At 61.9% G+C, this 17,838-nt stretch carries 24 protein-coding genes and 1 tRNA gene; 18 read left to right on the forward strand and 7 right to left on the reverse strand.

Annotated elements, in window-relative coordinates; all coding sequences use genetic code 11:
* Window positions 1-42: 42 nt before the first annotated feature.
* The 11 genes from SY91_RS04255 (at window position 43) to tatC (ending at window position 6,458) form a co-directional block, all read left to right on the forward strand.
* A complete protein-coding gene (locus SY91_RS04255; protein ID WP_006485349.1) occupies window positions 43-663 on the forward strand; it encodes a YchE family NAAT transporter in 621 nt (206 codons plus the stop codon).
* A complete protein-coding gene (gene hisH / locus SY91_RS04260; protein ID WP_012327782.1) occupies window positions 660-1,301 on the forward strand; it encodes an imidazole glycerol phosphate synthase subunit HisH in 642 nt (213 codons plus the stop codon). Before SY91_RS04255 ends, hisH begins: the two co-directional genes overlap by 4 nt.
* Window positions 1,302-1,464: 163 nt before the next feature.
* Window positions 1,465-2,220 (forward strand): 1-(5-phosphoribosyl)-5-[(5-phosphoribosylamino)methylideneamino]imidazole-4-carboxamide isomerase, encoded by a 756-nt coding sequence (gene hisA, locus SY91_RS04265; RefSeq protein ID WP_006477123.1) that lies wholly within the window; start codon window positions 1,465-1,467, stop codon window positions 2,218-2,220.
* A gap of 106 nt (window positions 2,221-2,326) precedes the next feature.
* Window positions 2,327-3,100 (forward strand): imidazole glycerol phosphate synthase subunit HisF, encoded by a 774-nt coding sequence (hisF, locus tag SY91_RS04270; RefSeq protein WP_006751800.1) that lies wholly within the window; start codon window positions 2,327-2,329, stop codon window positions 3,098-3,100.
* On the forward strand, window positions 3,100-3,516 hold the full coding sequence (gene hisI / locus SY91_RS04275) for a phosphoribosyl-AMP cyclohydrolase (RefSeq protein ID WP_011546604.1): 417 nt from the start codon (window positions 3,100-3,102) through the stop codon (window positions 3,514-3,516). Before hisF ends, hisI begins: the two co-directional genes overlap by 1 nt.
* The gene (locus tag SY91_RS04280) at window positions 3,513-3,878 is read left to right on the forward strand and encodes a phosphoribosyl-ATP diphosphatase (protein ID WP_006485344.1); all 366 of its coding nucleotides are present in this window, start codon (window positions 3,513-3,515) and stop codon (window positions 3,876-3,878) included. The genes hisI and SY91_RS04280 overlap by 4 nt, the downstream gene beginning before the upstream one ends.
* A gap of 70 nt (window positions 3,879-3,948) precedes the next feature.
* Window positions 3,949-4,341 carry a DUF4870 family protein gene (locus SY91_RS04285; protein WP_023476198.1) on the forward strand — a complete coding sequence of 131 codons (393 nt, stop codon included), beginning with the start codon at window positions 3,949-3,951 and terminating at the stop codon, window positions 4,339-4,341.
* Window positions 4,342-4,372: 31 nt separating this feature from the next.
* Complete coding sequence (locus SY91_RS04290; protein ID WP_011546602.1) at window positions 4,373-4,738, forward strand: histidine triad nucleotide-binding protein; 366 nt, start codon at window positions 4,373-4,375, stop codon at window positions 4,736-4,738.
* Between the two features lie 93 nt (window positions 4,739-4,831).
* A complete protein-coding gene (tatA, locus tag SY91_RS04295) occupies window positions 4,832-5,062 on the forward strand; it encodes a Sec-independent protein translocase subunit TatA (RefSeq protein ID WP_006477115.1) in 231 nt (76 codons plus the stop codon).
* Window positions 5,063-5,088: 26 nt separating this feature from the next.
* On the forward strand, window positions 5,089-5,628 hold the full coding sequence (gene tatB, locus SY91_RS04300; RefSeq protein ID WP_023476199.1) for a Sec-independent protein translocase protein TatB: 540 nt from the start codon (window positions 5,089-5,091) through the stop codon (window positions 5,626-5,628).
* Between the two features lie 41 nt (window positions 5,629-5,669).
* On the forward strand, window positions 5,670-6,458 hold the full coding sequence (gene tatC, locus SY91_RS04305; protein WP_023476200.1) for a twin-arginine translocase subunit TatC: 789 nt from the start codon (window positions 5,670-5,672) through the stop codon (window positions 6,456-6,458).
* Window positions 6,459-6,660: 202 nt separating this feature from the next.
* Here tatC and SY91_RS04310 read toward each other — a convergent pair whose 3' ends face one another.
* Window positions 6,661-7,866, reverse strand: a complete 1,206-nt coding sequence (locus SY91_RS04310; protein ID WP_023476201.1) for a Do family serine endopeptidase — start codon at window positions 7,864-7,866, stop codon at window positions 6,661-6,663.
* Between the two features lie 21 nt (window positions 7,867-7,887).
* Here SY91_RS04310 and SY91_RS04315 point away from each other — a divergent pair, with 21 nt between their 5' ends.
* The 7 genes from SY91_RS04315 (at window position 7,888) to SY91_RS04345 (ending at window position 13,028) form a co-directional block, all read left to right on the forward strand.
* The gene (locus SY91_RS04315; protein ID WP_006477111.1) at window positions 7,888-8,634 is read left to right on the forward strand and encodes a Nif3-like dinuclear metal center hexameric protein; all 747 of its coding nucleotides are present in this window, start codon (window positions 7,888-7,890) and stop codon (window positions 8,632-8,634) included.
* Between the two features lie 218 nt (window positions 8,635-8,852).
* On the forward strand, window positions 8,853-9,473 hold the full coding sequence (gene petA, locus SY91_RS04320) for a ubiquinol-cytochrome c reductase iron-sulfur subunit (RefSeq protein WP_006491868.1): 621 nt from the start codon (window positions 8,853-8,855) through the stop codon (window positions 9,471-9,473).
* Entirely contained in the window at window positions 9,473-10,855 is a 1,383-nt protein-coding gene (locus SY91_RS04325; RefSeq protein ID WP_012327783.1) for a cytochrome b, read from the forward strand. Before petA ends, SY91_RS04325 begins: the two co-directional genes overlap by 1 nt.
* Before the next feature lie 21 nt (window positions 10,856-10,876).
* Complete coding sequence (locus SY91_RS04330; RefSeq protein WP_006477108.1) at window positions 10,877-11,635, forward strand: cytochrome c1; 759 nt, start codon at window positions 10,877-10,879, stop codon at window positions 11,633-11,635.
* Window positions 11,636-11,729: 94 nt separating this feature from the next.
* Entirely contained in the window at window positions 11,730-12,341 is a 612-nt protein-coding gene (locus tag SY91_RS04335) for a glutathione S-transferase N-terminal domain-containing protein (protein ID WP_006400565.1), read from the forward strand.
* Window positions 12,342-12,412: 71 nt separating this feature from the next.
* Window positions 12,413-12,934 carry a ClpXP protease specificity-enhancing factor gene (locus tag SY91_RS04340; protein WP_011546600.1) on the forward strand — a complete coding sequence of 174 codons (522 nt, stop codon included), beginning with the start codon at window positions 12,413-12,415 and terminating at the stop codon, window positions 12,932-12,934.
* A gap of 18 nt (window positions 12,935-12,952) precedes the next feature.
* A tRNA-Thr gene (locus SY91_RS04345) sits at window positions 12,953-13,028 on the forward strand.
* A 118-nt stretch (window positions 13,029-13,146) separates the two neighbouring features.
* Here the strand turns inward: SY91_RS04345 and SY91_RS04350 are convergent.
* The 6 genes from SY91_RS04350 to SY91_RS04375 form a co-directional block, all read right to left on the reverse strand.
* Window positions 13,147-13,791, reverse strand: coding sequence for a hypothetical protein (locus tag SY91_RS04350; RefSeq protein ID WP_043887533.1), 645 nt, complete (start codon window positions 13,789-13,791; stop codon window positions 13,147-13,149).
* Window positions 13,788-14,204, reverse strand: coding sequence for a hypothetical protein (locus SY91_RS04355; protein WP_185921088.1), 417 nt, complete (start codon window positions 14,202-14,204; stop codon window positions 13,788-13,790). Before SY91_RS04355 ends, SY91_RS04350 begins: the two co-directional genes overlap by 4 nt.
* A 5-nt stretch (window positions 14,205-14,209) precedes the next feature.
* The gene (locus SY91_RS04360) at window positions 14,210-15,292 is read right to left on the reverse strand and encodes a hypothetical protein (protein WP_043887536.1); all 1,083 of its coding nucleotides are present in this window, start codon (window positions 15,290-15,292) and stop codon (window positions 14,210-14,212) included.
* Between the two features lie 213 nt (window positions 15,293-15,505).
* Window positions 15,506-16,525: a tyrosine-type recombinase/integrase gene (locus tag SY91_RS04365; protein ID WP_185921089.1), complete on the reverse strand. Its 1,020-nt coding sequence runs from the start codon at window positions 16,523-16,525 to the stop codon at window positions 15,506-15,508.
* Window positions 16,526-16,528: 3 nt separating this feature from the next.
* Window positions 16,529-16,849 (reverse strand): DUF4224 domain-containing protein, encoded by a 321-nt coding sequence (locus tag SY91_RS04370; RefSeq protein ID WP_313771508.1) that lies wholly within the window; start codon window positions 16,847-16,849, stop codon window positions 16,529-16,531.
* Window positions 16,755-17,534, reverse strand: a complete 780-nt coding sequence (locus SY91_RS04375; RefSeq protein WP_185921137.1) for a hypothetical protein — start codon at window positions 17,532-17,534, stop codon at window positions 16,755-16,757. Before SY91_RS04375 ends, SY91_RS04370 begins: the two co-directional genes overlap by 95 nt.
* Window positions 17,535-17,838: the final 304 nt, after the last annotated feature.

Here is a 17,838-nt window from a genome sequence, read left to right on the forward strand (position 1 = left end):
CAAGGACGACCTCACGGCTTCGGCGCGGCGCGCCGGCGTGCGATGGATCTGCTCAAATCGTTCATTTCGCTGCTCGCGCTGATCAACCCGGTCGGCGCGGTGCCGTTTTTCCTGAGCCTGACGGCGCAGCAGACGGACGACGAGCGGCGGCGCACGATCCGGATCGCATCGGTGTCGGTGTTCTGCGTGATGACGGTGACCGCGCTGCTCGGACAGCAGATCATCAACTTCTTCGGCATTTCGGTCGGGTCGCTCGAAGTGGGCGGCGGGATCATCATGCTGCTGATGGCGATCAACATGCTGAATGCGCAGATCGGCAACACGCGATCGACGCCGGAGGAGCGCCACGAAGCCGAGCTGAAGGACAACATCGCGGTCGTGCCGCTGGCGATTCCGCTGCTCACGGGCCCCGGCTCGATCAGCACGGTGATCATCTATGCGGCGAACGCGCATCACTGGTATGAACGGGCCGGGCTGGTCGCGATCGGCGCGGTCCTGGCTTTTCTGTGTTTCGTCGCGATGCGGCTCGCCGAGCCGATCGCGAACTGGATCGGCCGCACCGGCATCAACATCGCCACGCGGCTGATGGGTCTGATGCTGTCGGCGCTGGCGGTGGAATTCATCGTCAATGGACTGAGGGCGCTACTGCCTGCACTGAGATGAAAACTTCGATTGCGATTGTGGATTATGGGATGGGCAACCTGCGCTCGGTCGCGCAGGCGCTCAAGAAGGCCGAACCGGCCGCCGACGTGGCGATTGTCGACACGCCGGCCGCGATTCGCGCGGCCGACCGTGTCGTGCTGCCCGGCCAGGGCGCGATGCCCGACTGCATGCGCTGTCTCGGCGAATCGGGCCTGCAGGAGGCCGTGATCGAGGCGTCGCGCACGAAGCCGCTGCTCGGCGTGTGCGTCGGCGAGCAGATGCTGTTCGACTGGAGCGCGGAAGGCGACACGAAGGGCCTCGGCCTGCTGCCCGGCAAGGTCGTGCGCTTCGCGCTCGACGGCCGCGTGCAGGACGACGGCTCGCGCTTCAAGGTGCCGCAGATGGGCTGGAACCGCGTGCGCCAGGCGCAGCCGCACCCGCTGTGGGACGGCGTGCCCGACGACGCGTATTTCTACTTCGTGCACAGCTATTACGTGAGCCCGGACAACCCGGCACACACGGTCGGCGAAACGGCGTACGGCGCGCCGTTTACGTCCGCGGTCGCGCGGGACAATCTCTTCGCGACCCAATTCCACCCCGAGAAAAGCGCGGAGGTCGGGTTGCGTCTGTATCGCAACTTCGTACACTGGAAACCGTAAACGTGGTGCGGGAGCCACAGTCGACGGCGTGCAAGCGCCTGTCGTGCGGGGCTCTCGCGCTTAAGCGCCGAAAGAGTTGTACTAAACTAGCGAGACGGCGCGGCACCGGTTTGGCCGGTACGCGCCGGATTCTTTTCTTTTTCCACGACGACACCCGATTGCTATGTTGCTGATTCCGGCCATCGACCTCAAAGACGGTCAGTGTGTGCGCCTCAAACAGGGCGATATGGACCAGGCCACGATTTTTTCCGAGGACCCGGCGGCGATGGCCCGCAAGTGGGTCGATCTCGGCGCCCGGCGGCTCCATCTCGTCGACCTGAACGGCGCATTCGCCGGCAAGCCGAAGAATCTCGAGGCGATCGAAGCGATCCTCGACGAAGTCGGCGACGAAATTCCCGTCCAGCTCGGCGGCGGCATCCGCAGCCTCGAGACGATCGAGAAGTATCTCGACGCCGGCCTGTCCTACGTGATCATCGGCACCGCCGCCGTGAAGAACCCGGGCTTCCTGCAGGACGCGTGCACCGCATTCTCCGGCAGCATCATCGTCGGGCTGGACGCGAAGGACGGCAAGGTCGCGACCGACGGCTGGAGCAAGCTGACCGGCCACGAGGTGATCGATCTCGCGAAGAAGTTCGAGGACTACGGCGTCGAATCGATCGTCTACACCGACATCGGCCGCGACGGGATGCTGCAGGGCATCAACATCGACGCGACCGTGAAACTCGCGCAGGCGGTCGGCATCCCGGTGATCGCCAGCGGCGGCCTGTCGAACCTCACGGACATCGAGAGCCTGTGCGAAGTGGAAGAGCACGGCGTCGAGGGCGTGATCTGCGGCCGTGCGATCTACTCCGGCGATCTCGATTTCGCGGCCGCGCAAAAGCGCGCGGACGAACTGAACGGCGAACTCGACAACGCGTAACCGCGGTCGTCCCGTTCGCCGGGGCCGCCCGCAGGCGGCCCCGCTCGGAAGCCTCGCGCGAGGCTTCCGCAACCGGCCGTCCCAGCGCGGCATTTGGCGCAACATCATGGCTCTAGCTAAACGCATCATCCCCTGCCTGGACGTGACCGCCGGGCGTGTCGTCAAGGGCGTCAATTTCGTCGAGCTGCGCGATGCCGGCGACCCCGTCGAAATCGCCCGCCGCTACGACGACCAGGGTGCCGACGAACTGACCTTCCTCGACATCACCGCGACGTCCGACCAGCGCGACCTGATCCTGCCGATCATCGAAGCCGTCGCGTCGCAGGTGTTCATTCCGCTGACCGTCGGCGGCGGCGTGCGCGCCGTCGAGGACGTGCGGCGCCTGCTGAACGCGGGCGCGGACAAGGTCAGCATGAATTCGTCGGCGGTCGCGAACCCGCAGCTCGTCCGCGACGCGGCCGACAAGTACGGCTCGCAGTGCATCGTCGTCGCGATCGACGCGAAGCGCGTGTCGGCCGACGGCGAGACGCCGCGCTGGGAAGTCTTCACGCATGGCGGCCGCAAGAACACGGGCCTCGACGCGATCGAGTGGGCGCGCAAGATGGCCGAGCTCGGCGCCGGCGAGATCCTGCTCACGAGCATGGACCGCGACGGCACGAAGTCGGGCTTCGACCTCGCGCTCACGCGCGGCGTGTCGGACGCGGTGCCGGTGCCGGTGATCGCGTCGGGCGGCGTCGGTTCGCTGCAGCATCTGGCCGACGGCATCAAGGACGGCCGCGCCGACGCGGTGCTGGCCGCCAGCATCTTCCACTACGGCGAGCACACGGTCGGCGAGGCGAAGCGCTTCATGTCCGACCAGGGCATCCCGGTGAGACTGTGATGAATACCGAAACGAAATCCCTGCCCGCGTGGCTCGACAAGGTCCGCTGGGACGACAACGGCCTCGTGCCGGTGATCGCGCAGGAAGCGTCGACGAACGACGTGCTGATGTTCGCGTGGATGAACCGCGAGGCGCTCGCGAAGACGATCGAGACGCAGCGCGCGGTCTACTATTCGCGTTCGCGCAAGCGCCTGTGGTTCAAGGGCGAGGAGTCGGGCCACGTGCAGCACGTGCACGAAGTGCGGCTCGATTGCGACGAGGACGTCGTGCTGCTGAAGGTCGAGCAGGTGTCGGGCATCGCATGCCACACCGGCCGGCATTCGTGCTTCTTCCAGAAATTCGAAGGTACGGTGGATGGCGGCGACTGGGTCGCGGTCGAGCCGGTGCTGAAAGACCCCGAACACATCTACAAATGACGCAATCGACCGAAGACACGCTGCTGCGCCTCGCGGCGGTGATCGACAGCCGCAAGGGCGGCGATCCCGATCAATCGTACGTGTCGCGCCTGTTCCACAAGGGCGACGACGCGGTGCTGAAGAAGATCGGCGAAGAGGCGACGGAAGTCGTGCTGGCCGCGAAGGACGTGCGCCAGGGCGGCGCGCCGACCGCGCTGGTCGGCGAGGTGGCCGACCTGTGGTTCCACTGCCTCGTGATGCTGTCGCATTTCGACCTGAGCCCGGCCGACGTGATCGCCGAACTCGAGCGTCGCGAAGGCTTGTCGGGCATCGAGGAAAAAGCGCTGCGCAAGCGCCGCGAGCGTGAGGAAAACGGCGGGTGACACGCAGGCCCCGCCGCGGTGGCAACAGTGCGGTAAGCTGTAAGAATTGTCATCCAACGGGGGTAGCATCATGAACGATACGTCGAACCAGTTCCCGACGCCGGCGGTGTCGGGGGCAGCGGAGGCCGAACGCCTGAGCGGGCTGCGCACGCTGACCCACGTGCTGTACGGCCTCTATGCGATTCACTGGCTGACGGGCGGCGTCACGGGCATCATCGCGATCATCATCAACTACGTGAAGCGCGGCGACGTGGCCGGCACGCCGTACGCCGATCACTTCGAGTGGCAGATCCGCACGTTCTGGCGCGCGCTGATCGCTTATGTGATCGGGTTCGCGCTGATGTTCGTCGCGATCGGGTTCGTCGTTATGTTTGTCACGTGGATTTGGACGCTGTACCGTATCATCAAGGGTTGGCTGTACCTGAACGACAACAAGACGCTCGATCCGCAGGCGTGGTTCTGACCGGCGCGCGCGGGCGTTTCGCAGGAGCAACATGAGTCACGATCCGAATTGCCTGTTCTGCAAGATCGCGGCAGGCGAGATCCCGAGCACGAAGGTGCACGAGGACGACGAATTCGTCGCGTTCCGCGACATCCGCCCGGCGGCCGACACGCACGTGCTGGTGATTCCGCGCCGGCACCTGCCGACGCTGTCGGCGGCGAGCGAGGCCGATGCGCCGATGCTCGGCCGGCTGATGCTGCTCGTCGCGCGTCTGGCCGACCAGCTCGGCGTTGCGTATACGGGCGGCGAAACCGGTTTTCGCACGGTGATCAACACGGGCCCGGGCGGCGGGCAGGAGGTCTACCACCTGCACGCGCATATCCTGGCCGGCCCGCGCCCGTGGCAGCGGATGGGTTGACGCAGCGGGGCGTTTCCCCGCATCGATAGTCGAAGCCGGCGCGTCGCCGGCGATTTGCGCCGCTCCGCGGCGTGGTTGAGGAGAGGTTTCATCATGGGTGGATTGAGCATTTGGCACTGGCTGATCGTGCTGCTGATCGTCGCGCTGGTTTTCGGTACGAAGAAGCTGCGCAACATCGGCAACGACCTCGGCAGCGCCGTGAAGGGTTTCAAGGACGGCATGAAGGAAGGCGAAACGCCGGCGGATGCGCAGCAACTGCCGCGTTCGGGCGCGGTCGACGTCAACGCGAAGGAAACGACGCGTTCCGATTCGAACAAGGCGTAACGCCGGCACGCTGACAGGCATTCGCGATGCTGGATCTCGGTCTTTCGAAGATGGCGCTGATCGGCGTCGTCGCGCTCGTGGTGCTCGGCCCCGAGCGCCTGCCGCGCGTCGCGCGCACGGCAGGCGCGCTGTTCGGCCGCGCGCAGCGGTACATCAACGACGTGAAGGCCGAGGTCTCGCGCGAAATCGAACTCGACGCGCTGCGGACGATGAAGACCGATTTCGAATCGGCCGCGCGCAATGTCGAGACGACGATTCACGACAACCTGCGCGAGCACGAGAAGGAACTGAACGACACGTGGCATTCCGCGGTCGGCGGTCTTGACGGGGCTGCCGGCGACGCCGGTTCCGTCGGTTTCCCGGGTTCCGATACGCCCGCGGCGCCGTCGTGGCGCGGCAGTTCGGCCGCGCTTGCGCCGAAGCGTCGCAACTGGCGCATCAAGCAGGCGGCGACGCCTGTCTGGTACAAGCGCGCGACGACCCGCCGCACGCACGTGCAGTCGGGTGCCGCGCGTGTCGCGCGCCATCAGCCGGCCAGCCTGCGCCGGCCGACGCGCTTCTTCTGAGTCGAGCGCATGCTCGCTCGTCAATCCTACCGAGGGCCGGTGTGAGCGACCCCCAGCAGAACCCGGGCGACGCCCCGGAAGAAACCTTCATTTCCCATCTCGTCGAGCTTCGCGATCGCATCATTCGCGCGGGGCTGGCCGTGATCGTCGTGTTCCTGGGGCTCGTCTACTGGGCGCCGGACATCTTCAAGCTGCTCGCGCGGCCGCTGATGGACAACCTGCCGAAAGACGGCAAGATGATCGTCACCGACGTCACCGGCTCGTTCTTCGTGCCGATGAAGGTGACGATGCTCGTCGCGCTCGTGATCGCGCTGCCGATCGTGCTGTACCAGATCTGGGCGTTCGTCGCGCCGGGACTGTACCAGCACGAGAAGAAGCTCGTCGCGCCGCTCGTCGGCAGCAGCTACTTCCTGTTCCTGTGCGGGATGGCGTTCGCGTATTTCCTCGTGTTCCCGACGATCTTCCGCGTGATGGCGCACTACAACGCGCCGCTCGGGGCCGAGATGACGACCGACATCGACAACTACCTGAGCTTCGTGCTGGGGATGTTCATTGCGTTCGGGGTCACGTTCGAGGTGCCGATCGTCGTCGTGCTGCTCGTCCGGATGGGCGTGCTGTCCCTGAAGAAGCTGAAGGAGATGCGGCCGTACGTGATCGTCGGCGCATTCGTGGTCGCGGCGGTCGTCACGCCGCCGGACGTGTTCTCGCAACTGATGCTGGCGCTGCCGCTCGTCGTGCTGTTCGAGATCGGGCTGCTGGCCGCGCGGTTCTTCGTGCCGAAGAAGCCGGCCGAAGAGGGCGAGGCGGGGAACGGCGAAGCGGCGAGCTGACGGCTCGCGGCGCCGGCGGCTTTCCGGCCCCGGCTGCAGTGGCCCGGTTTTGTCCATCAGCCGGCGCGTGAGAAAACCACCTTCCCGCCAACGACGAATCGTCAGACGCAAAGCAAAAGGGCAGCCGATGGCTGCCCTTTTTCATTTCCGCGTCGCGTTGCCTCGCATCGCGACCGGCAGGCGGCGCACCGGCCGCCGACCCTCATTCGCTATCGTTGTCCTGGTCGTCGAGCGCCTGCTTCGGCGGCGGCGGGCGCTTGCCGATCACGACGTTCACGTCGAACTGCTTGCCCTTGCGTACGACGTGCACCTTGGTCGGCGTGCCCGGCTTGATCTGCGCGACGGTGTTCAGCAGCTTCGTCGTGTCGGTGATTTCGTCGCCGTTCACGCTCACCAGGATGTCGCCCGGCTTGATGCCGGCCTTGTCGGCCGGGCCGCCCTGCAGCACGCCCGCGACGATCGCGCCCGATTTCTGCTGCAGCCCGAACGACTCGGCGATTTCCGGCGTGACGTCCTGCGGCTCGACGCCGATCCAGCCGCGCGTGACCGAGCCCGTCGTGATGATGCTTTCGAGCACCGTGCGGGCGGTCGAGACGGGAATCGCGAAACCGATGCCGAGCGAGCCGCCCGAGCGCGAGTAGATCGCCGTGTTGATGCCGAGCAGGTTGCCGTTCACGTCGACCAGCGCGCCGCCGGAGTTGCCGGGGTTGATCGGCGCGTCGGTCTGGATGAAGTTCTCGAACGTGTTGATGCCGAGGTGGTTGCGGCCGAGCGCGCTGATGATGCCCATCGTGACCGTTTGGCCGACGCCGAACGGATTGCCGATCGCGAGCACGACGTCGCCGACGCGCGACTGGTCGGAGCGGCCGAGCGTGATCGTCGGCAGGTTCGTCATGTTGATCTTCAGCACCGCGAGATCGGTTTCGGGATCGCTGCCGATCACCTTCGCGGTGGCCGTGCGGCCGTCGGCGAGCGCGACTTCGATCTGGTCGGCGCCATCCACGACGTGCTGGTTCGTTAGAATGTAACCTTCAGGGCTCACGATAACGCCCGAGCCGAGGTTGGCGGCCGGCTCGTCCTGCTGCTTGCGGGCGTTGCGGTCGCCGAAGAAGTAGCGGAACAGCGGATCTTTCGCGCGCGGATCGGGCGGCAACGAGCCGTCCTTGCTGGAGAACACGTTGACGACGGCCGGCATCGCCTTCTGCGCGGCTTCGGCGTACGACGTGGTCGCCGGTGCGCCGCCGATGCCCGGCGCGACTTCCCGCAGCGCGACGATCGGCGTGGCGAGCTGCTTGCCGAGCTGTCCTTGCCGTTGCAGCCATTGCGGCTTGAGCGTCACGACGATGAACATCAGCGCGAGCAGTACGGTCACCGCCTGCGCGAAGAACAGCCAGAAGCGTCTAAGCATCTGAATGGATTAGAGGTTTATATGGATCGGATCGAACTTGAATTGTACTTGAACAATACCCTTGAAACCGCGCGCTTCAAGGACTATTGCCCGAACGGCCTCCAGGTCGAAGGACGCCGCAAGATCGAGAAGATCGCCACCGGCGTGACGGCGTCGGTCGCGTTCCTCGAAGCCGCGCTCGAATGGGGAGCGGATGCGGTGCTCGTCCACCACGGCTATTTCTGGCGCAACGAGGCGCCGCAGATCACCGGCCGCAAGTACCAGCGCCTGAAGCTGCTGCTCGCGAACGACCTGAACCTGTTCGCGTTCCACCTGCCGCTCGATGCGCATCCCGAGTTCGGCAACAACGCGCAGCTCGGCGAAAAGCTCGGCCTGATCGGCGACCAGCGGTTCGGCGAAGGCGATCTCGGCTGGATGGCGACGCTGCCGATGCCCGTCACGCTCGAGCACTTCGTCGCGAAGGTCGAGCGCACGCTCGGCCGCACGCCGCTCGTGCTCGGCGAGCCGGACACGCAACTGCGCCGCATCGCATGGTGCACGGGCGCCGCGCAGAGCTATTTCGACGCGGCGATCGACGCCGGCGCGGACGTATTCCTGACCGGCGAGGTGTCCGAGTCGACCACGCACGCGGCGGCGGAGAGCGGTGTCGCGTTCGTTGCGGCAGGGCACCATGCGACCGAGCGTTACGGAATCCAGGCACTTGGGCGCCACTTGTCGGAAGAATTCGATCTCGAACACCTGTTTATCGATATTCATAATCCGGTCTGAGCGACGGATTTGCGGCGGCGCACCGAAATTTCACAATGTAGCATCCGCTTAAAAGCGAAATGATTTAATCGCTCCGGTAGTGGGGGATAACCCTTAACTATCAAACACTTCGAAGGGATTTTCATCTCCGGGCCTTGTAAATGACGACTCCATTCGAGCAAACTAGCGGCGGAATGGAAAGTCGTGACGGAAAATCCAACTCAGAAGTGGGGCGTGTGATGCGAGACAAGGAAGAGAAACGCGTCGACAGCGGCCGCCGTACCTGGCTGATTGCGACATCCGTAGCAGGTGGCGTGGGAGGCGTAGCCACCGTCATACCTTTCGCGGCGTCGCTTGCGCCGTCCGCGAAAGCGAAAGCGGCCGGGGCACCGGTCGAGGTCGACATCAGCGGCCTGAAGCCCGGCGAAATGGTCACCGTGCCGTGGCGCGGCAAACCCGTCTGGATCCTGAATCGCACCGATTCGATGCTGGCCGACGTGGTCAAGGCCGACAAGGAAGTGGCCGATCCGGCCACGAAATCCCCGTATTCGATGCCGTTGCCCGCGTATTGCGCCAACGAATATCGGTCGCGGGCCGATCGCAAGAACATTCTCGTCGTGATGGCCGTGTGTACGCACCTCGGCTGCACGCCTAGCCAACGCTTCACGCCGGGTCCGCAGCCGAACCTGCCGGACGACTGGCCGGGCGGTTTCCTGTGCCCGTGCCACGGTTCGACCTACGACCTCGCCGGCCGCGTGTTCAAGAACAAGCCGGCGCCTCAGAATCTCGACATCCCGCCCTACATGTTCACGTCGGCGACGACCCTCGTGATCGGCAAGGACGAGAAAGGAGAAGCGTGATGGCCGCCGACAACAAGGAAGTCTCCACTACAGGTTTCACCGGCTGGATCGACCAGCGCTTCCCGCTCACGTCCACCTGGAAGAAGCACGTATCCGAGTACTACGCGCCGAAGAACTTCAACTTCTGGTACTTCTTCGGCTCCCTCGCGCTGCTGGTGCTCGTCAACCAGATCGTCACGGGCATCTTCCTGACGATGAACTACAAGCCCGACTCGACGCTCGCGTTCGCGTCGGTCGAGTACATCATGCGCGAGGTGCCGTGGGGCTGGCTGATCCGCTACATGCACTCGACCGGTGCATCGATGTTCTTCGTGGTCGTGTACCTCCACATGTTCCGCGGGCTGCTGTACGGGTCGTACCGCAAGCCGCGCGAGCTCGTCTGGATCTTCGGCTGCGCGATCTTCCTGTGCCTGATGGCCGAGGCATTCTTCGGCTACCTGCTGCCGTGGGGCCAGATGTCGTTCTGGGGTGCGCAGGTGATCGTGAACCTGTTCTCGGCGATCCCGTTCGTCGGGCCGGACCTGTCGCTGTGGATTCGCGGCGACTACGTCGTGTCCGACGTCACGCTGAACCGCTTCTTCGCGTTCCACGTGATCGCGATTCCGCTCGTGCTGGTCGGCCTCGTCGTCGCGCACCTCGTGGCCCTGCACGAAGTCGGGTCGAACAACCCGGACGGCATCGAGATCAAGGCGAAGAAGGACGAGAACGGCATCCCGCTCGACGGCATCCCGTTCCACCCGTACTACTCGGTGCACGATTTCCTCGGCGTGTGCGTGTTCCTGATGGTGTTCGCGCTGATCGTGTTCTTCTCGCCGGAGATGGGCGGCTACTTCCTCGAGGCGAACAACTTCGTCCCGGCGAACCCGCTGCAGACGCCGCCCGAGATTGCGCCGGTCTGGTACTTCACCGCGTTCTACGCGATGCTGCGGGCGACCACCGATCCGTTCAAGATCGTGCTGATGATCGTGATTGCACTGCTCGGCGTGCTCGCGCTGATCCGTGCGCGCGGCAAGTGGAAGGTCGGGCTGCCGGTGCTGGCCGCCGCGATCGTCGTGTTCATGTACCTGACGGAGTCGAAGTTCTGGGGCGTCGTCGTGATGGGCTCGGCGGTGATCTCACTGTTCTTCCTGCCGTGGCTCGACCGCAGCCCGGTGAAGTCGATCCGCTACCGGCCGCTGTTCCACAAGGTGTTCCTCGGGATCTTCGTCGCGGCGTTCCTGACCCTCGCGTTCCTCGGCACGCGGCCGCCGTCGCCGGCGGCGACGCTGATCGCGCAGGCCTGCGCGCTGATCTACTTCGCGTTCTTCCTCGGCATGCCCGTCTGGACGCCGCTTGGCACGTTCAAGCAGCCGCCGGAACGGGTGCGCTTCAAGCCCCATTAATGTGAGCGAGGAGAGAACGACATGAAGAAACTGCTTTCGACACTCGCGTTGATCGGGGCGACCGCCTGTGCGCTGCTGGCGGCGCCGGCCGTGCGGGCGGAGGGTAATTTTCCGCTCGACCGGGCGCCCGATAACACGGAAAATCTCGTTTCGCTTCAGCACGGCGCGCAATTGTTTGTAAACTATTGCCTGAACTGCCACAGCGCGAACCTGATGCGCTACAACCGTCTGACGGATCTGGGCATATCCCAGAAGGAGATCGAAACGAATCTCCTGTTCACGACCGACAAGGTCGGGAACACGATGTCCGTCGCGATGCGGCCCGACGACGCGAAGAACTGGCTCGGCACCACGCCGCCCGACCTGTCGGTCGAGGAGCGTGCGCGCGGCCGTGACTGGCTGTACACGTATCTGCGGAGCTTCTACCGCGACGATACGCGGCCGACCGGCTGGAACAACGCGGTGTTCGAGAACGTCGGCATGCCCCATGTGTTGTGGCAGCTGCAGGGGCAGCGCGTAGCCAAATTCGAAGACAAGACGGACGAGGAGACGGGCGAGAAGGCCCACGTGCTCGTCGGCTTCCAGCAGGTCACGCCGGGCACGCTTTCGTCGCCCGACTACGATGCTGCGGTGGCCGACCTGGTGGCCTATATGACGTGGATGTCCGAGCCGGCCCAGCAGACCCGCAAGCGCCTCGGCGTGTGGGTGCTGATCTTTCTCGGTGTCCTGACTTTCCTGGCCTGGCGGCTGAATGCCGCGTACTGGAAAGATATCAAGTAAACACGCCTGACCGGCGTGGGGCCGGCGCAAGGCGGAACCCGTGAAAGGGGTTTCGCCGCGTGCCGGCCCTCGGCTTTTTTGAGGAAACGCAAATATGATGGTTCTGTATTCCGGCACAACTTGCCCGTTCTCCCAGCGTTGCCGGCTGGTGCTGTTCGAGAAGGGCATGGACTTCGAAATCCGCGACGTCGACCTGTTCAACAAGCCGGAAGACATTTCGGTGATGAACCCGTACGGTCAGGTGCCGATCCTGGTCGAGCGCGACCTGATCCTGTACGAATCGAACATCATCAACGAGTACATCGACGAGCGCTTCCCGCATCCGCAACTGATGCCGGCCGACCCGGTGCAGCGCGCCCGTGCGCGCCTGTTCCTGCTCAACTTCGAGAAGGAACTGTTCGTCCACGTCAGCACCCTCGAGAACGAGAAGGGCAAGGCGGCGGAGAAGAATCACGAGAAGGCACGCCTCGCGATCCGCGATCGCCTGACGCAGCTCGCGCCGATCTTCGTGAAGAACAAGTACATGCTCGGCGAAGAGTTCTCGATGCTCGACGTCGCGATCGCACCGCTGCTGTGGCGCCTGGATCACTACGGCATCGAGCTGTCGAAGAACGCCGCGCCGCTGATGAAGTACGCCGAACGGATCTTCAGCCGTCCGGCCTACATCGAAGCACTGACGCCGTCCGAAAAGGTCATGCGTCGTTAATGTTGCAATGAAGGCATGACGGAGCGGGTGGCGCGGCGTGCCGCGCGCCCGCTCCGGGTTCGAGGATTGTGATGCAAGAGATTTCAACGAAGCCTTATCTGCTGCGCGCGTTGTACGAGTGGTGCACCGATAACGGTTACACGCCGCATATCGCGGTGAGGGTCGACAACTCGACGCGCGTGCCGCGTCAGTTCGTGCGTGACGGCGAGATCGTGCTCAACATCAGCTTCGAGGCGACGAGCCAGTTGCAGATGGGCAACGAGTGGATCGAGTTCACGGCCCGGTTCTCCGGGAAGGCGCACAAGATCGAGATTCCGGTGGCCAACGTGCTCGCGATCTATGCGCGCGAGAACGGGCAGGGCATGGCGTTCCAGGTCGATGCGGTCGCGGGCGAAGGCGAGGATTCGGGCGCGTTCGATGATGACGCCGCGCCGGCCGACGACGCGCAGCGCGACGAGTCGGTATCGCCGTTGGCGCCGGTCGCCGACAGCGGCGCGAACGAGGAGCCGTCCGAAGGGGCCGACGAACCGCCGAAAACCGACGGCGACGGCTCGAAAGGCGGCAGCAGACCTCGCCTCAAGATCGTGAAATGAGGTAGAATCTCGCGCTACGCCGGCTTAGCTCATCTGGTAGAGCAGTTGATTTGTAATCATCAGGTGGCGGGTTCGAGTCCTGCAGCCGGCACCAATACCGAAGCGGGTCCCAGAGATGGGGCCCGCTTTTTTTTGTTCTACAAAGTTCGCGCTGTTCTACAAACGTTGGCGGTCACGGGGACGGGGAGTCGTACGCTACGTGGTCACCAACCTTACTTTGTGGGCTTGTGGTAGACGTTCAGAGCCATGTGTCGGACGCCATAGTTCTGTCCTGAGTCGTGTTGGATATCGGTCGCGAACGCCAACCGTTGACGTATTCCTGACCACTCGAATGCAGCACCAATACCGTTCTGATGGAGGTGCTCTGACCACGAATTCATGCGATCAACTGCATTCTTCGACTGGACGTAGACCAAAATCCCGCCCTTATTATTTTCGGGGCGGGCGTTGCTGTAGCGTTCAGTGAGTTGTAACCATCCTCCCCAAAGGTAAGCAGGGCCATTGTCGATCTTGGCTTCGCCCAACCACTTGAAGTTCGGTTTCCAGCGACTTTCAACTACAACGTCGCAGTGACCGCCATTGTCTGGATCGTGGTTCGCAATGTACCCAACCGTCTTGAGTTGGCCCACGATTGCAATGGTGATCGCGTCTTCGCTCGCCTCGCAATAGTGGCTCTTATTGTCTTCGAGCCGGCCGAAGATCTCATCGAGATCGTCATGCAACACCGAAACGAACTCGGCGTAAGTATCCGCCGCCGCCCGCTCTAGAGCGCGATCTCCATAGGACGCGAGGCGCAAGAGTGCTCTGGCAGTACGCACATCCACGCGCTGCCCCCCTGCAAGTTCGTTGTCGCTCATACCGGTGCCGTGAGCTCCTTTGCAAGGTCAGACGGAGCAAAGGAAAGGAAAATTCGAGTTTCGAAATCCTTGTCTGGCTCACCGGTCATGGGATGGAAGAATTCTCCGTTATTAAGTGTGTACTTAATTTCTGAGTTGGGTAGTTCGAATACCTGGTCGTCCTCGTCTATGTACTCATAGACCGGGTCGAGCAGGTGCAGATCGTGACCAATCAGATACTGGACAACTCCAGCCACAACGGTTTGGTCTGCAATCGAACGCTTCTCAGCCATCTGTTGGATCAGCCCAAACGAAATCCGATTCGTCTCCCGAGCTCGATGCGCGAGAAAATCGACGAGCGCGCCGCACAGAACGCCCTCAGGGCGGTCCTGCCAGACGTCCTTAACGCGATCTAGCGCCTCGTCGATTCGCATGATGGTCAGCAATGGTTGAGCAGTGTGTCGATGGTTTGTCGGAACAAGTCTTCTGTCAGGCAACCGTCCACGACCGCAAGGTACAGTTCACCTTTCGGCTTTGAAAGCTCCCGGAAGTTTCCGGGCAGCGACAGCGTAGGCAAGATCTCGCCGAACTTCTTAGTTGAGTCGCCGAACTTAACAGATATCTTGAACGGCGTGATGTTCGGGACCGCAACTTTGCCGCCCTTGTGAAACAGCTCTTTCCGCAAGTCCGAATCTCGATCGCGCATACGCTCGGTCTTGACCGAGTTCGTCGGGGTCTCGAAGCCAAGCTCGACAACACGGCCAGCCTTCGCATCGGAGTATAGGCTATGGATCGCGGGAAAAAAATTGACCCGATTGCCTAGCAACGGAGCGCCGCCTGGTCCATGAACGAGGGCGTTAAACTCGTTTGTGAGCTGTTGGGCGCAGATTTCGCCGAATTCGATGTTGTTTGTGCTCGGTACATCGAGCCGAAGCTCCACTCTCTTGCCATTCGGCGAGACCACGACCGCATCTGCGCACTGCTTGAAGATCTTGCGAACGACGATGAATTCGTCGAACCCGGCAAACGCCTTTTGAACGGCCTCCGAAACTTCGTCCTGCCTGTACTTGATACGCTCATCGATGTACCGGCCGGACAGAAAAGTCAACGCGATAGACCCATCGTCGAGCTCTGACCGTCCCGTGAAAGTAGGTCGAGTGGGGATGTCTGCGAGCTCCGAATCGGACAGGAAATAGGGGAACCGTTGCGAAGCTGTGGTTTTCGCAGGCTTCGCCTTGCTCACCAAGTTCCAAAGTACTTCGCGATCGGCTTTGGCTGGCTGGTGAACGCGAATGTAGCGTTCACCACCGACCAACTGATCCGCATACAGTCCACTCAGCAGAGGATTGAGTTTTGCCAACGGCAACCCGACGACGCCGGCAAGCACGTCTCTTCGGAAGAGATCCCAACTACGGTTCGGGATCCCACCGCCGCCCTCGACAACGGCCCTAACATACCCGAACTTTGTTGCCTTTCTCAAATTTGAGATAAGCAGCTCGACTGTTTCCGTATCTTTGCTCATGTTTTGTATTGTTGTTCAGCGTGTGAAATATTTCTGACGCACTCTGAGAGGCAAGAGTGCGGTTGCTTTGGAAACCAAGCCAGTATCAACGCACAACCCAAGCAAGTAGGCAACGTTGGTTCCAGGTGCTCGCGATTGTATCAGGCGGCAAAAAAATATGTGTTTGCAAAGCTGTTTTACTGGCGCTGAATCAAGGAGACAAAAAAGAAAATATCAGCGTGTCGGTGTCACCTTCTTTCCACGCTTGCGAACGTAATGCTCCGTCATTGAAACATTGCCGTGGCCCAGCAGAGCTTGAGCTGACCTCAAATCGTCAGATGATTCTTTGTCGGTTGCCGCTTTGGCTCGCAGGTCGCGAAACTGGAAATCATTTTTCTCGATTCCTGCGGCGTCACGTGCGCGGTCAAATCTGAACCGTAGTGCCGCTCGCCCCAAAGGCTTGCCGTGTTCGTCGACGATCAACCGAGTTGACCGTGGATTGTGCGCGGTCTTTCTTAGGGAAAGCTCGCCAAGTAACTTTGCGAGTTCGCCGACCACTTCAATACGTAACCGAGCTCCTGTCTTGTTTTGTCGAATCCAGACAACTCCATCGCGAATGTCACGTTCGTCCATTTTCAAAACGTCGGCGGGCCGCTGCCCCGTCAGGTATGCTAAATCCATTGCTTCGCGCAACGGTAAGTCGGCCTTCTCCCAGACTGCTTTGTACAAGCCATCGCCGACATAGACGTCGCGACCGGTTTCACGATGTTTTCGAACCCCGGCGCACGGGTTTGGACGATCGGTCGCACCCCATTCTCTAGCCTTGTTGAAGATGTGCGAGAACAATGCGATCTCGCGATTGGCTGAGACAGGGGACGCTTTTCGCCAGTCAAGGTATTTCCGAATATGAATTGGTTTGATTTCGTCCAGAGGCGCGGGAGGGGAGTCGAAAAACAAGTACAGTTTCTCTAACTGCAGTAAATTGGTTCGTTGTGTTTCGGCCGCTTTGTTCGGTAGCACGTCGGTCAGATAGCGATCAGCTGCATGCCGAAACGTGATCAGCGCCTGTGCAGTCCGGTTACCTTGCTCCAGGTCGGCGTACAGACGTAGTGCGTCGACGAAATCGCCACCAAGCGCCTGCCATCGGCGTGGTTTGCCGCCCATATCGTAGTAATAGTACGTCTTACCGCGCGATGTCTTCTTGACCCGCATCCGCGGTGGCAAATGCAGATTCTTTGTTGGCTTGCGTCCCACTGATCATCCTCCGAGAACCGCAGGACGCCAACCTGAGCGAGTACCACCGTCTGATCGGCCTGGCACGCTCGCGCGTCCCTCTATAGCTGACCGAGCGACAACAGCGCGTCCGCAAGCATTGACGAAAAAAGGTACGCCCATTCGACGAAGAGCTTCCACTTGCTTGGACTTGACCTTTCTACCAGTAAGCAGTGCTAATTCTATTGGAGACAAGAACATGTCTGTCACTTTAAGCCTCCCTTGTTGATAACCAGAAGCAACCAAGTTCTTCGTTCCAGTACGTCTGGCATCGATCGAGCGTTGCCCCAACTTTGCTTGCTGCATCGAATGCAGTCTTGATTGCTCCGACGCCGTCGTTGCAAATCAGATGAGCAATCGGATGCAATGACGGTACTTCCACACCACGACTCGTCCAGTAACGCTTCTCGTTAAGTGTGTGTTCCGCGAAGTCCTTGGTGATGTATTTACTGAGATACGACGCTAGCTTGTGCCGGAGGCCTTTCTCTCTGAATGGATTCCGCACGTCGATGTTTCCGTTGTTTTCTCCGACGATGCTTCTCCATATCGATCGCAATACTCGATAGTTCTGTCGTCCTTTCACTGCGACATGCAGGTGCCACGCGCCGCGCTTCTGACGTTCGGCCACCGCGACGTACTGAAAATTCTGGACCTTCCCAAGTCGTCTCCGCAGTGCGTCGAAATCCTTCTTCAGTCTCGCCTTATCCACCATGTTCTCTCTGTAGGTCAGCGTAATCATCCGATCCGCACCAATCGCCTTGCAGCGAAGGCGCACTTGCTGCTTTGCGCGCTTCGCGGCATCCATGAGGTTTTGTTCTGTGTTCTCAGATTCACCGCGCTTGGCGCGTGGGAGAGCGCTGAGCCGTTGCGCGCCCATGTATCGATCAAACCGTGTTGCCGTAACCTCGACCTGCCCATCGCCGAAATTGCGCCCACGAACCACCCATTCCCGGCGAAACGCCGAGAAATCTCCTATACTCTCGTCGTGCATTGCAACTTGTCCTTGTAATGCTGTTGTACGAGCCCCGAACCGTTGCAGCGGCCGGGGCTTTTTCTTTTTCAACGTCCGTGTGTCTCTATCTCTCTTCGCCCTGCTACTTATGTCCCTTGTACGTTGAGTGTCCCTGATATAAATCTAGGCGCGCTTCGCGCGCCCGGCTGTCCTCGCTTATCGCTGCGGGCAGGCGGCCGCACGAAGCACCGTCTGCCGCTATACGCCGCACATTGTTCTGCATGGGTTGCGCCGTCCCTTGGCCGTCACAACCCATTCAGAAGTGTCGGGTGGTGTAGCCCGT

Origin of the sequence: Burkholderia cenocepacia (genome assembly GCF_014211915.1) — a bacterium.
Lineage (GTDB): Bacteria > Pseudomonadota > Gammaproteobacteria > Burkholderiales > Burkholderiaceae > Burkholderia > Burkholderia orbicola.